The following is a 13,662-nucleotide window of genomic DNA, read 5'->3' as shown; positions in this document are numbered from 1 at the left end:
GGACCATGTCTGCCACCTTACAAAAATGGCTGCTGCGCGCCGCGCCGTGGTTTTTACCCGTCGGCATTGTGGCGCTCTGGCAGCTCGCATCGTCCACCGGCTGGCTGTCGAGCCGCATTCTGCCCTCTCCGGAGGGCGTTGTAGAAGCGTTCTGGTCGCTGAGCGTCAGCGGAGAGCTGTGGCAGCATCTGGCGATCAGCTCCTGGCGCGCCGCGATCGGGTTTTCCATCGGCGGCAGTATCGGGCTGGTTCTGGGTCTGCTGAGCGGCCTTTCACGCTGGGGCGAGCGGCTGCTGGATACCTCCATCCAGATGCTGCGCAACGTGCCGCATCTGGCGCTGATCCCGCTGGTCATTCTGTGGTTTGGGATTGATGAGAGCGCCAAGATCTTCCTCGTGGCGCTGGGCACGCTGTTCCCGATTTACATCAACACCTGGCACGGCATCCGCAATATCGATCGTGGTCTGGTGGAGATGGCGCGCAGCTACGGCTTATCGGGTTTTTCCCTCTTTGTTCACGTGATTCTGCCGGGCGCCCTGCCCTCCATTATGGTCGGGGTGCGTTTCGCGCTCGGCCTGATGTGGCTGACGCTGATTGTGGCGGAAACCATCTCAGCCAACTCCGGGATTGGTTATCTGGCGATGAACGCCCGCGAATTCCTGCAAACGGACGTGGTGGTGGTTGCCATTATCCTTTACGCCCTGCTCGGCAAACTCGCTGACGTCAGCGCCCAGTGGCTGGAGCGCAGCTGGCTGCGCTGGAACCCAGCCTATAGCCTTCAGGAGGCGAAAGCATGAATACTGCACGACTGAATCAGGGGACCCCGTTACTGCTGAACGGTGTCACCAAACGCTACGGCGATAACACCATTCTTAACGGGCTGGATCTGCATATTCCCGCCGGACAGTTTGTGGCCGTAGTCGGGCGCAGCGGCGGCGGCAAGAGTACGCTGCTACGGCTGCTGGCCGGACTGGAAGCCCCCAACGGCGGCGACATTCTGGCAGGAACGACGCCGCTTTCGAATATTCAGGGCGATACCCGCATGATGTTCCAGGATGCACGCCTGCTGCCGTGGAAATCGGTTATCGACAATGTCGGGCTCGGTCTTAAGGGTAACTGGCGGGATGAAGCCCGCCAGGCGCTGGCCGCCGTTGGGCTGGAAAATCGCGCCGATGAATGGCCTGCCGCACTCTCGGGTGGACAGAAGCAGCGCGTGGCGCTGGCGCGGGCGTTGATTCACCGTCCGGGCCTGCTCTTGCTCGATGAACCACTGGGCGCGCTCGACGCCCTGACGCGAATCGAAATGCAGGATTTGATTGGTTCCCTCTGGCAGACGCACGGCTTTACGGTACTGCTGGTGACGCATGACGTGAGCGAAGCCGTCGCAATGGCCGATCGGGTGCTGTTAATAGAGGAAGGAAAAATCGGTCTGGATCTGACGGTGGATCTTCCCCGGCCTCGTCGCGTGGGCTCGGCAAGACTGGCGGAGCTGGAGGCAGAAGTGCTGGATCGGGTGATGAAACGCGGAGGTACGGAGTTACAGCGAGCTAAGGCTAATGCCTGATGCCCTCACCCCCGGCCCTCTCCCACAGGGAGAGGGAGGGTAAACTTTTATTACGCTAACGCTTTAGCAATCTTCTCGTACAGATCGCCAGACAGGTTTTCCAGCCCTTTCAGCTGCTCAAGCGCGGCACGCATCTTCGCCTGACGCTTCTCATCGTAGCGTTTCAGACGGATCAGCGGCTCTATCAGACGCGACGCCACCTGCGGGTTACGGCTGTTCAGCTCGGTCAGCATTTCCACCATGAACTGATAACCGCTGCCGTCTTCGGCGTGGAATGCGGCCGGGTTGCTGCTGGCAAACGCGCCAATCAGCGAGCGCACGCGGTTTGGGTTGCTCAGGGTAAAGGAACGATGCTTCAGCAGGCTGCGCACCTTGCTGAGCGCATCGGCCGCCGGGCTGGTCGCCTGCAGGATGAACCACTTATCCATTACCAGACCATCCTGATGCCACTTGTCGTCATACTCCTGCATCAGCGCATCGCGGCACGGCAGTTCGGCGGCAACGCTTGCGCCCAGCGCGGCCAGCGCGTCGGTCATGTTATCCGCCTCGTGATACTGCTTGCTCACCAGGGTGTTCGCCAGCTCGGTTTCACCAAACGCCAGATAGCGCAGGCAGGTGTTACGCAGAGAACGTTTACCAATGTCCGCGTGCTCAACGCGATAAGCGTCAAGCTTGTTGGCGTTATAAATGGCGAGGAACTCGTCCGCCAGTTCAGCAGCCAGCGTACGGGTCAGCGCTTCACGCACCGCCACGATCGCGATCGGATCGATAATCTCGAACAACTCCGCGATTTCCGTTGCTGACGGCAGGGTCAGAATTTCAGCGGCCAGCGCCGGGTCAATCTTCTCATCCAGCAGGATCGCGCGGAACGCGTCAGCCACGTGAACAGGCAGCGACAGCGGCTGACCCTGCTGGTGACGGTTTACGTTGATCTTGATGTAGGTCGCCAGCAGGCTTTGCGCCGCATCCCAGCGGGAGAAGTCGTTGCGGGCGTGACGCATCAGGAACGTCAGCTGCTGATCGCTCCACTTGTACTCCAGCTTCACCGGCGCAGAGAACTCACACAGCAGCGCAGGCACCGGCTGGAAGTAGACGTTATCGAAGATAAAGGTCTGCTCGGCCTGGGTCACGTTCAGCACGTGGTGTACCGGGTGGCCGCCCTTCTGCAATGGAATGACTTTGCCCTCGTTATCGTACAGCTCAATGCTGAACGGAATATGCAGCGGGTATTTCTCTTCCTGCTCTGCCGTCGGCGGCGTGCGCTGGCTGATGGTCAGCGTGTACTGCTCGGTTTCCGGATTGTAGTCGTCTTTGACGGTAACAACTGGCGTACCGGCCTGGCTGTACCAGCGGCGGAATTGGGAAAGATCGACATTAGAAGCATCTTCCATCGCCTGCACAAAATCGTCGCAGGTGGCCGCGCTGCCGTCATGACGCTCGAAGTAGAGCTGCATCCCTTTCTGGAAGTTCTCTTCACCCAGCAGAGTGTGGATCATGCGGATAATTTCAGCGCCTTTCTCATACACCGTCAGGGTGTAGAAGTTGTTCATTTCGATGACTTTATCCGGACGGATCGGGTGCGCCATTGGGCTGGCATCTTCCGCAAACTGCAGGCCGCGCATGGTACGCACGTTATTGATGCGGTTCACCGCGCGTGAACCCAGATCGGAGCTGAACTCCTGGTCACGGAAGACGGTCAGGCCCTCTTTCAGGCTCAGCTGGAACCAGTCGCGGCAGGTGACGCGGTTACCGGTCCAGTTGTGGAAATATTCGTGGCCGATGACGCGTTCGATATCGAGATAATCTTTATCGGTGGCGGTATCGGTGCGCGCCAGCACGTATTTGGAGTTAAAGACGTTCAGGCCTTTGTTCTCCATTGCGCCCATGTTGAAGAAATCAACGGCAACGATCATATAGATGTCGAGGTCATATTCGAGGCCAAAGCGCTCTTCGTCCCACTTCATGGAGTTGATGAGCGAGGTCATCGCCCACGGCGCGCGGTCCAGGTTACCACGGTCAACAAACAGCTCCAGCGCCACTTCGCGGCCTGAGCGCGTTTTGAAGGTATCGCGCAGCACGTCGAAGTCCCCCGCCACCAGCGCAAACAGGTAGCACGGTTTCGGGAACGGATCCTGCCACTGAACCCAGTGACGGCCATTCTCCAGCTCGCCTTCGCCTACGCGGTTGCCGTTGGAGAGCAGGAAGGGATACAGGGTTTTATCGGCGATGATTTTGGTGGTGAAGCGCGCGAGGACGTCCGGGCGGTCGAGATACCAGGTAATGTGGCGGAACCCTTCCGCTTCACACTGGGTACACAGCGCCACGCCTGACTGGTAAAGCCCTTCCAGCGCGGTGTTGGCGGCCGGGCTGATTTCATTCACGATGCGCAGCGTAAACTGTTCCGGCAGGTTGTCGATGACCAGCTGGTTGTTTTCTTCTTTATAGTCTGACCAGGCTTCATCATTAATATGCAGGGAGACCAGCGTCAGGTCTTCGCCATCCAGACGCAGCGGCACAGCAGTTGCGCTGTGGCGCGTCACCTGACTCACCGCCGTGACAACGGTTTTAGTGGCATCCAGGTCAAAAGTCAGATCGATTTCGCTAATCAGATAATCCGGCGCACGGTAGTCGTGGCGGTATTTGGCTTGTGGCTGTTGTGTCATAGAAAACCTTATGCATCGTTTGTCGAGTAACGTTTCAATATATTCCTGTTGCGCAAAACGCGCTATGCAGAATGTTCATCTTTTCAGGGTCAATACCTTTTTTTGCTACATTTGTATAACACGGGGCACAAAATGCCCTCGACCATAAAACGCGCTTATGTTGTGATCGGGGTTCAATAAATCACTAAACAAGGTATACTCCGGAGTTGTTTATTGTACTAAACGCTCCTGTGAGAGGATGCTACTGCGCACCTATGACTCAATTCGCTTCTCCAGTTCTGCATACGTTGCTGGATACCGACGCGTATAAACTGCACATGCAGCAAGCCGTTTTCCACCATTACTATGACGTTCATGTCGCGGCGGAATTCCGCTGCCGTGGCGACGACTTACTCGGTATCTACGCAGACGCCATTCGTGAACAGGTCAATGCTATGCAGCATCTGACGCTGCAGGACGAGGAATATCAGTGGCTTTCTGGCCTGCCTTTCTTCAAAGCCGACTACCTGAACTGGCTGCGCGACTTCCGCTATAAGCCGGAGCAGGTCACCGTGGTTAACGATAACGGCAAGCTGGATATTCGCCTTGCAGGTCCGTGGCGGGAAGTGATCATGTGGGAAGTGCCGCTTCTGGCGGTAATCAGTGAACTGGCTCACCGCTACCGTTCCCCGGAAACGGGCGTAGCGCAGGCGGTGGCCTCGCTGGAAAAGAAACTCGCTGACTTCTCCACGCTGACCGCAGGGCTGGACATGTCCCGCTTCCGCCTGATGGACTTTGGCACCCGCCGCCGTTTTTCGCGTGACGTTCAGGAAGCCATCGTTAAACGTCTGCAGCAGGAGCCGTGGTTCGTGGGCACCAGTAACTACGATCTGGCCCGTCGCCTCAATCTGACGCCAATGGGTACCCAGGCGCACGAGTGGTTCCAGGCGCATCAGCAAATTAGCCCTGACCTGGCTAACAGCCAGCGCGCAGCGCTGGCCGCATGGCTTGCGGAGTACCCGAGTCAACTCGGAATTGCCCTCACGGACTGTATTACGATGGATGCCTTCCTGCGCGACTTTGGACCTGAATTTGCGGAGCGTTATCAGGGGTTGCGCCACGATTCCGGAGATCCGGTTGAGTGGGGTGAGAAGGCGATTGCCCATTACGAGAAACTGGGCATTGACCCGATGAGCAAGGTGCTGGTCTTCTCCGATAATCTCGATCTGGCGAAAGCCGTCGAACTCTATCGCCATTTCAACGCCAGAGTGAACCTGAGCTTCGGGATCGGTACCCGGTTAACCTGCGACATTCCTCAGGTAAAACCTCTGAATATCGTGATAAAGCTGGTGGAATGTAACGGCAAACCGGTGGCGAAACTCTCCGACAGCCCGGGCAAAACCATCTGCCATGACAAGGCGTTTGTCCGCGCGTTGCGCAAAGCCTTCGATCTTCCCCAGATCAAAAAAGCCAGTTAAGCGCTTAAGGGAGCCTTCATGGCTCCCCTCTTCTTATTTATTTCTCAATTCTTCCCTTTTGACCGCGAAATTTACTTGTCTGATAGCGGATGGCAGGTAACATAGATATCCCCCCATAAGGGTGGACAAGTGTTTATTTTTTCCGACTATTAACAGAGAGAATATTATGAGCGTTGTGCCTGTAGCCGACGTACTCCAGGGCCGTGTCGCCGTTGACTCAGAAGTCACCGTGCGCGGATGGGTGCGTACCCGCCGAGATTCTAAAGCTGGCATCTCCTTCCTTGCCGTCTATGACGGTTCCTGCTTTGATCCTGTACAGGCCGTCATTAATAATTCTCTGCCCAATTACAATGATGACGTTCTGCACCTGACGACGGGCTGTTCCGTTATTGTCACCGGCGTGGTCGTGGCATCCCCGGGCCAGGGTCAGAGTTTCGAAATTCAGGCTTCTGCCATTGAAGTCACCGGCTGGGTTGAAGATCCGGATACCTATCCGATGGCGGCTAAACGTCACAGCATTGAGTATCTGCGTGAAGTGGCGCACCTTCGTCCACGTACCAACCTGATTGGTGCGGTTGCTCGCGTACGTCATACGCTGGCGCAGGCGCTGCATCGCTTCTTCGATGAGCAGGGTTATTTCTGGGTGTCTACCCCGCTGATCACCGCGTCCGATACGGAAGGCGCCGGTGAGATGTTCCGCGTCTCAACGCTGGATCTCGAAAACCTGCCGCGCACCCCGGAAGGTAAAGTGGACTATGACAAAGACTTCTTTGGTAAAGAGGCCTTCCTGACCGTATCCGGCCAGCTCAACGGCGAAACGTACGCCTGTGCGCTGTCTAAAATCTACACCTTTGGCCCTACCTTCCGTGCCGAAAACTCCAACACCAGCCGTCACCTGGCGGAATTCTGGATGCTGGAGCCTGAAGTGGCGTTCGCCAACCTGGACGATGTTGCAGGTCTGGCGGAAGCGATGCTGAAGTATGTCTTCAAAGCGGTGCTGGAAGAGCGTCCGGACGACATGAAATTCTTCGCCGAGCGCGTAGACAGCGACGCGGTAGCCCGTCTGGAGCGCTTCGTCTCTGCCGATTTTGCGCAGGTGGACTACACCGACGCGGTGGCGATCCTCGAGAAATGCGGTGAGAAGTTCGAGAACCCGGTTTACTGGGGCGTAGACCTGGCGTCTGAGCACGAGCGCTATCTGGCCGAGAAGCATTTCAAAGCGCCGGTTGTCGTTAAAAACTACCCGAAAGACATTAAGGCCTTCTATATGCGCCTTAACGAAGACGGTAAAACCGTGGCAGCGATGGACGTCCTGGCGCCGGGCATCGGTGAAATCATCGGTGGCTCTCAGCGTGAAGAGCGTCTGGACGTGCTGGACGCGCGTATGGAAGAGATGGGTCTTAACCCTGCGGACTACAGCTGGTACCGCGATCTGCGTCGTTACGGTACCGTACCGCACGCCGGTTTTGGTCTGGGCTTTGAGCGTCTGATTGCCTACGTGACCGGTGTGCAGAACGTTCGTGACGTGATTCCGTTCCCACGTACGCCACGTAACGCCAGCTTCTAATCGGTAAAAGACTAAAATGGCCAGCCTGTGCTGGCCATTATTTTATCCTGTATTGTCAGTTTTCGTCAGCGCAAAGTCAGCATCTTCAAACCTTCACCCCGTCACAACCACTACCTGTTACGTTTTGTTTCCGCGAAATATCCAGCCACAAAAAATAAACCCCATTCTTATTGCGCTTATTACATCCTCAAGCAATAGCACAAATTTCAACCAATTTTACAGCCATCCAGAAGGCTTTTCGGCGTCATAAGAAAAAACGAGTCGTTTATCGTCTGTTTATATGAATTGCCTTTATCCAAATTAATCATAAGGAATTCATATATATAGGATAGATGCTGTCGCTTAATTCACCAGGGCGTTCTGAAGTTTGAGGTGGTTCACAAAGTTCCCAAAAATACACATTTAGTTACATATATTTTCTTTTGGTTACTCAATCTTGAGAATTGTAGCACTTTCAGGCTAGCGAAACGCTTCGGCGAATGGAAAGATGTCTGTCAGATACATAAAGACACCAAACTCTCATCAATAGTTCCGGAAATATTTATTGACAGAATTTATTGACGGCAGTGGCGAGTGTCATAAAAAAACCAATGAGGGTAATAAATAATGATGAAGCGCAATATTCTGGCAGTGGTAATCCCTGCCCTGCTGGTAGCCGGTGCAGCCAACGCTGCAGAAATCTATAACAAAGACTCTAATAAACTGGATCTTTACGGGAAAGCGGTTGGTCTGCATTACTTCTCTGACTATGCTGGCAACGATGGCGACCAGACTTACGCTCGTCTGGGCTTCAAAGGCGAAACGAAAATCAACGACCAGCTGACCGGTTATGGCCAGTGGGAATACAACTTCCAGGGTAACAACTCCGAAGGCGCCGATGCTCAGAGCGGTAATAAAACCCGTCTGGCGTTCGCAGGTCTGAAATTCGGTGATGCAGGCTCCTTCGACTACGGTCGTAACTATGGCCTGGTGTACGATGCAATCGGCATCACCGATATGCTGCCAGAATGGGGTGGCGACACTGGCAAGAGCGATAACTTCTTCTCCAGCCGTAATGGTGGTCTGGCGACTTACCGTAACAGCGGCTTCTTCGGCCTGGTTGACGGTCTGAACTTTGGCGTTCAGTACCTGGGCAAAAATGACCGTGATGATGCAGTACGTTCTAACGGTGACGGTTGGGCAACCTCAGTTAGCTATGATTTCGAAGGCTTTGGCGTTGTGGGTGCATACGGCGCAGCTGACCGTACCAACAGCCAGCAAAAACTGGACTGGGGTAAAGGCGATAAAGCTGAGCAGTGGGCAACTGGCCTGAAGTATGACGCAAACAACATCTACCTGGCAGCACTGTACGGCGAAATGCACAACGCCGCGCGTTTGAGCAGCAAAGGTTTCGCTAACAAATCTCAGGACTTCTCTGTTGTCGCTCAGTATCAGTTCGACTTCGGTCTGCGTCCATCCATCGCTTACTACAAATCTAAAGCGAAAGATGTTGAAGGCATTGGTGATGAAGATTTCATCAACTACATCGAAGTTGGCGCGACTTACTACTTCAACAAAAACATGTCCACCTATGTTGACTACCAGATCAACCAGCTGAAAGATGACAACAAACTGGGCATCAACAACGATGACACTGTAGCACTGGGTCTCGTCTACCAGTTCTAATCAGTACACCACTTTGTTATATGCTTAATGAACAGGGCTTCGGCCCTGTTTTTTTATGCCTGACAGAAAATAATGGCGACTTTTGAAAAGCCGCACGCTTTTCGTCGCAAACGGTTGGCATTTTGTAAATCTACCGTTAACCTGATAGCGGATTTCACTTCTGTAATCACAATGGAACTTCGTCATGTTTGAGAACATTACCGCCGCTCCTGCCGACCCGATTCTGGGCCTGGCCGATCTGTTTCGTGCCGACGACCGCCCTGGCAAAATCAACCTGGGTATTGGTGTATATAAAGATGAAACCGGCAAAACTCCGGTACTGACCAGCGTTAAGAAAGCTGAGCAGTATCTGCTGGAAAACGAAACCACCAAAAACTACCTCGGTATTGATGGTATCCCTGAATTTGGTCGCTGCACCCAGGAGCTGCTGTTCGGTAAAGGCAGTGCAATTGTGAGTGACAAACGTGCCCGTACGGCACAGACCCCGGGCGGTACCGGCGCGCTGCGCGTGGCGGCGGATTTCCTTGCGAAAAACACCTCTGTGAAGCGTGTCTGGGTAAGCAATCCAAGCTGGCCGAACCACAAGAGCGTATTTAACTCTGCGGGTCTGGAAGTGCGTGAATACGCCTACTACGACGCAGCAAACCACTCTCTGGACTTTGACGGCCTGCTGGCAAGCCTGAGCGAAGCGCAGGCGGGTGACGTGGTGCTGTTCCACGGCTGCTGCCACAACCCAACCGGTATCGATCCAACGCTTGAGCAGTGGGAACATCTGGCGAAGCTGTCCGTAGAAAAAGGCTGGCTGCCGCTGTTTGACTTTGCCTACCAGGGCTTCGCCCGTGGTCTGGAAGAAGATGCCGAAGGCCTGCGCGCGTTCGCCGCGGTGCATCAGGAGCTGATCGTTGCAAGCTCCTACTCCAAGAACTTTGGTCTGTACAATGAGCGTGTAGGTGCCTGTACGCTGGTTGCGGCTAACGATGAAACCGTCGATCGCGCGTTCAGCCAGATGAAATCCGTTATCCGCGCTAACTACTCTAACCCACCGGCACACGGTGCATCTGTCGTTGCGACTATCCTGAGCAACGATGCGCTGCGCGCCATCTGGGAACAAGAGCTGAACGATATGCGTCAGCGTATTCAGCGCATGCGCCTGCTGTTTGTGAACACCCTGGCGGAGAAAGGCGCGGACCGCGACTTCAGCTTTATCATCAAACAGAACGGCATGTTCTCGTTCAGCGGTCTGACCAAAGAGCAGGTTCTGCGTCTGCGTGAAGAGTTCGGCGTGTACGCCGTAGCGTCTGGCCGCGTGAACGTTGCAGGCATGACGCCTGACAACATGGCGCCGCTGTGCGAAGCGATTGTCGCCGTACTGTAATTTGCGCCCATAAAAAAGCCTGCATCATGCAGGCTTTTTTTATTCGGGTTACCAGACAGGCATTTCATCCTGAAGGAACGGATTATGGAGCCGTTCATAGCCCAGCGTCGACATCGGACCGTGCCCAGGGATAAACGTCACATCATCACCCAGCGGCAATAACTTCTGTTTAATCGACTGAATCAGCTGTCCGTGATCGCCGCGCGGAAAATCGCTGCGTCCTACGCCACCTTTGAAAATCACATCGCCGGAGATCAGCAGACGGGACTGGTCATCAAAGAAGACGATATGGCCTGGCGTATGCCCAGGACAATGCAACACCTGTAAAGTCACATTCCCTATGCTAACGCGCTCTCCTTCGTTCAGCCAGCGATCGGGCGTCAGGGGCTGACACTCATCCAGGCCAAACATGCGGCTTTGGGCGGGTAACCCCTGTAGCCAGAACTCATCTTCTTTTTCCGGACCGACAATCGGCACGCCGTAGTGTTCAGCCAGTTCAGCCGCTGCGCCCACATGGTCGAGGTGACCATGCGTCAGTAAAATCTGCATAAGCGTCACGCCGCTGTCGGCGACTTCCTGCTTGATCTTCTCAGCGTCACCGCCGGGATCGACAAGCGCGGCCAGTTTAGTCTGTTCGCACCAGATGAGTGAGCAATTCTGGGAGAACGCGGTAACCGGAATAATACGATAGTTCATACTGCTCCTGTGTTTCGTTATTACCAGTGCCGAACCGGACCGGTATCAATATGCACAAAGTTGCTGCTGGGGTAATATCCTACACCACCTGCGCGCATAGATAACGCAGCTTTGCGAATATTGGCTAACGAAACGCCCTCAATATGGAAATCCATTGCCTGTCCCTTCGTGTGATAGCTTTTTTTCGCTACCCCGCGACTGTGGGCGCGCAGTTCATTATTGGTATCAACAGAGCGATAACCAGAAATAAGCTGCACCGGCTTGCTGGTGCCCAGCAGGCCCTGAAGGCGGTAAAGCTGATCAAACAGTCCTGGGTCGATGGCTTTTATTTTATTCGCGCGGAAATCACGGAAAAAATGGTTAAGTCTTGCTAATTCATCCTGAATATAGCCTCTGCCATCGAAGAACTCCGCTTTTAGCGACTCACCGGTATGAAGATTGTTGAGCGTTAAAACTCGCGGACGAGGTGTCGAGAGGGTGGCAAATGCTGGCGTCGGCAAGATGGCCGCTGCGCCAAGCGCAACGCCACCTAACGCCAGCAGTTTGCGGCGATTAGCGTCAAATTTGTCCATGATAATCAGGTCTACAGGTAAAAGAAATCGTAATATGCATAGCGCACGAAGGGCACCTTAACTGGCAAAACCGGGTACGTCAAGGCGCCCAACCCCAGTGAATACGCGGCTTGTAGCGATATAGCCCCTTATTCACCCTAACTTACGACAATCAATTTTCCCGAACTGCTTCATTTACCTGATTAATTGTTCCGCTTTTGGCAAAATTTGTGCGCCGGATCGCGCGGTGAGATCATAATTGTAAATATCTGTACGGTACTGAGTCCGCCCGTCTTCGCCAACAAACGCCGTCAGATAGTAAAGATTGACCGGAATATTGTGTCGAATATTAACGTAACGCGTATCTCCTTGTTTCAGGGCATCCGAAATGCGCGTATCGTTCCAGCCCGCATCCTGCAGCAGCATATTGGCCAGCTCCGAGGCTTTGTTCACACGCACGCAGCCAGAACTCAACGCGCGCGTATCTTTCTGGAACAGATTGTGGTTCGGCGTATCGTGCAGATAGATAGCGTCAGAACTCGGCATATTGAATTTGTAACGCCCTAAAGAGTTATGCGCCCCCGGTGCCTGCTGGAAACGGAACGGCAGGTTTGACGCCGTGATTGTCGACCAGTCGACCATATAAGGATCGATAGCCTCTTTACTGTTCCATCCACGCATCACCGTATAGCCATGACGTTCCAGATAACCCGGATCGTTCCAGACCTTCGGCAGAATGTCTTTACGCGCCAGCGTCGGCGGCACGTTCCACGGCGGGTTAACGACTACGTTATTGAGCGCGCTGCTCATCATCGGTGTTTTGCGATCCGGACGCCCGACAATCACGCGCGACGCCAGTTTTTCGCTACCGTCCTGGTAATAGACCAGGGAATACGCCGGAATGTTAACCATAATGCCGGTAGTGAGGGTCCCCGGCAGCAGGCGCAAACGCTGGATATTGAGCGCCAGCACCCCTGCCCGCTGCGCAGGCGATACGTTCAGCCAGTCTCGCGTCGTCTGGCCAATGACGCCATCGGCTCCCAGTCCCTGAGCGGCCTGGAATTGCTTCACTGCCGCAACCAGCTCGCGATCGTATGCTGCGGGTTTATTGCTGACGGCAATCGCTTTTTTCTCTTTCACGGGCGCTGACGGGCTGACCGCCGCGTTTTGCGGATCGTCACCAGGCAGAGCGATATGTGGCCCGCCTTCAAGAAGACCCGAGCGCGTCAGGATCTCGCGCAGAGCAGGCACATCGCTGCTCCACTGCCCCGGACGCAGCGTTGCGGTGCCGCGCATCTGCGGCCATGGGCGCGAGTCGCCCACCAGCGCGAGGAGCGACTGGTGAAGCGTGGCGTATTGTGGATGCGCCGGTGCGAGGCTGGCAATAAAGCGCGGCAGTTCGCCATTATCGAGGGCTAACTGCCACTGGTTAATCACCGACAGCGCTGGCGTCGCGAGCTTATACGGCTTATCGCTGTACAGCCAGCGGTTGCCATTGACCGGAATACCCGCCACGAACTGCAGGTAACCCATCATGGCATCGGAAAGCACCACATCTCTCGCCTGCCCTGTTACGGCAGGATCGGTTAACAGCTCAACCCACTTTGTAAACTGCGGCTGAAACCCTGCAATTGCGACCTCCGCCAGCTGCTGCTGGAAGGCGCGCACGGCATCGCGGTTTTCCCACATCGGTTTCATATCGCGGGCAGCATAAAGCAGCGTGAGCTGATTGAGATAGACAGGCGTGTAGCCTGACGGCAGCCCCGACTGCAGCTGCTGGCTGAGCGATTCGGCGTCGATGCCTTCCGGCAGCGGCTTAATACCGGCCATGATCGCTGTCGCCGGAGATTGCTCCAGCGGCTGGGACAACGACGTAGGCTGCGTGCCTGTCGTTGCCGAGCTGTCAGTCGGCACAATTTCAGGCTCGTCGGCCAGGGCGGTTAACAGTGGAGCAAACATCACTGCCAGACATAAACTTAGCGCCGACAGCTGACGACCACATTCTTTCTTAAGCAACATCCCTTGCCCCCTGTTTTCACGACATGCCCATCACGTTGGGGCTTTCTTTCATTATAGGTAGACGGCTAAGCTGTTGCCTTACCTTATGTAAAGAAGTTTAAAGAT

Annotated in this window: 10 protein-coding genes; 6 read left to right on the top strand and 4 right to left on the bottom strand. The window is 54.9% G+C overall.

The genetic code is table 11. The features are described from left to right. Positions 1–5 precede the first annotated feature (5 nt). Together ssuC and ssuB are read left to right on the top strand one after the other, a co-directional pair. On the top strand, positions 6–797 hold the full coding sequence (gene ssuC, locus FHC52_RS03235) for an aliphatic sulfonate ABC transporter permease SsuC (RefSeq protein ID WP_126287648.1): 792 nt from the start codon (positions 6–8) through the stop codon (positions 795–797). Beyond that, on the top strand, positions 794–1,564 hold the full coding sequence (ssuB, locus tag FHC52_RS03230) for an aliphatic sulfonates ABC transporter ATP-binding protein (RefSeq protein ID WP_021240865.1): 771 nt from the start codon (positions 794–796) through the stop codon (positions 1,562–1,564). Before ssuC ends, ssuB begins: the two co-directional genes overlap by 4 nt. 50 nt (positions 1,565–1,614) lie before the next feature. On the opposite strand, the gene pepN is transcribed toward ssuB, so the two are convergent. Then, complete coding sequence (pepN, locus tag FHC52_RS03225; RefSeq protein WP_220419913.1) at positions 1,615–4,227, bottom strand: aminopeptidase N; 2,613 nt, start codon at positions 4,225–4,227, stop codon at positions 1,615–1,617. Between the two features lie 254 nt (positions 4,228–4,481). Between pepN and pncB the strand changes: the two genes are divergently transcribed. The 4 genes from pncB (at position 4,482) to aspC (ending at position 10,291) form a co-directional block, all read left to right on the top strand. Continuing rightward, positions 4,482–5,684: a nicotinate phosphoribosyltransferase gene (gene pncB, locus FHC52_RS03220; RefSeq protein WP_008499946.1), complete on the top strand. Its 1,203-nt coding sequence runs from the start codon at positions 4,482–4,484 to the stop codon at positions 5,682–5,684. Positions 5,685–5,850: 166 nt separating this feature from the next. After that, a complete protein-coding gene (gene asnS, locus FHC52_RS03215; RefSeq protein ID WP_021240867.1) occupies positions 5,851–7,251 on the top strand; it encodes an asparagine--tRNA ligase in 1,401 nt (466 codons plus the stop codon). Positions 7,252–7,857: 606 nt separating this feature from the next. Then, positions 7,858–8,916 (top strand): porin OmpF, encoded by a 1,059-nt coding sequence (gene ompF / locus FHC52_RS03210; protein WP_008499948.1) that lies wholly within the window; start codon positions 7,858–7,860, stop codon positions 8,914–8,916. A gap of 184 nt (positions 8,917–9,100) precedes the next feature. Then, entirely contained in the window at positions 9,101–10,291 is a 1,191-nt protein-coding gene (gene aspC / locus FHC52_RS03205) for an aspartate transaminase (RefSeq protein WP_008499949.1), read from the top strand. A gap of 48 nt (positions 10,292–10,339) precedes the next feature. Here aspC and FHC52_RS03200 read toward each other — a convergent pair whose 3' ends face one another. From FHC52_RS03200 to ldtD, 3 genes are all read right to left on the bottom strand, one after another. Next, complete coding sequence (locus tag FHC52_RS03200) at positions 10,340–10,987, bottom strand: MBL fold metallo-hydrolase (protein ID WP_008499950.1); 648 nt, start codon at positions 10,985–10,987, stop codon at positions 10,340–10,342. Between the two features lie 20 nt (positions 10,988–11,007). Next, the gene (locus tag FHC52_RS03195) at positions 11,008–11,559 is read right to left on the bottom strand and encodes a YcbK family protein (protein ID WP_008499951.1); all 552 of its coding nucleotides are present in this window, start codon (positions 11,557–11,559) and stop codon (positions 11,008–11,010) included. 174 nt (positions 11,560–11,733) lie between these two features. Then, positions 11,734–13,557, bottom strand: a complete 1,824-nt coding sequence (gene ldtD / locus FHC52_RS03190) for a L,D-transpeptidase (RefSeq protein WP_220419912.1) — start codon at positions 13,555–13,557, stop codon at positions 11,734–11,736. Between the last annotated feature and the right edge of the window lie 105 nt (positions 13,558–13,662).

This window comes from Enterobacter sp. EC_64 (assembly GCF_019584165.1).
In the GTDB taxonomy this organism is placed as follows: Bacteria; Pseudomonadota; Gammaproteobacteria; order Enterobacterales; family Enterobacteriaceae; genus Enterobacter; species Enterobacter roggenkampii.
The sequence above is the reverse complement of the archived record's forward strand: the minus strand, read 5'-3'. Positions and strand labels throughout refer to the sequence as shown.

Bases quoted from the DNA above. Each gene is read 5' to 3' on its own strand.
- ssuC (WP_126287648.1), top strand. From the start codon at position 6: ATGTCTGCCACCTTACAAAAATGGCTGCTGCGCGCCGCGCCGTGGTTT.
- ssuB (WP_021240865.1), top strand. From the start codon at position 794: ATGAATACTGCACGACTGAATCAGGGGACCCCGTTACTGCTGAACGGT.
- pepN (WP_220419913.1), bottom strand. From the start codon at position 4,227: ATGACACAACAGCCACAAGCCAAATACCGCCACGACTACCGTGCGCCG.
- pncB (WP_008499946.1), top strand. From the start codon at position 4,482: ATGACTCAATTCGCTTCTCCAGTTCTGCATACGTTGCTGGATACCGAC.
- asnS (WP_021240867.1), top strand. From the start codon at position 5,851: ATGAGCGTTGTGCCTGTAGCCGACGTACTCCAGGGCCGTGTCGCCGTT.
- ompF (WP_008499948.1), top strand. From the start codon at position 7,858: ATGATGAAGCGCAATATTCTGGCAGTGGTAATCCCTGCCCTGCTGGTA.
- aspC (WP_008499949.1), top strand. From the start codon at position 9,101: ATGTTTGAGAACATTACCGCCGCTCCTGCCGACCCGATTCTGGGCCTG.
- FHC52_RS03200 (WP_008499950.1), bottom strand. From the start codon at position 10,987: ATGAACTATCGTATTATTCCGGTTACCGCGTTCTCCCAGAATTGCTCA.
- FHC52_RS03195 (WP_008499951.1), bottom strand. From the start codon at position 11,559: ATGGACAAATTTGACGCTAATCGCCGCAAACTGCTGGCGTTAGGTGGC.
- ldtD (WP_220419912.1), bottom strand. From the start codon at position 13,557: ATGTTGCTTAAGAAAGAATGTGGTCGTCAGCTGTCGGCGCTAAGTTTA.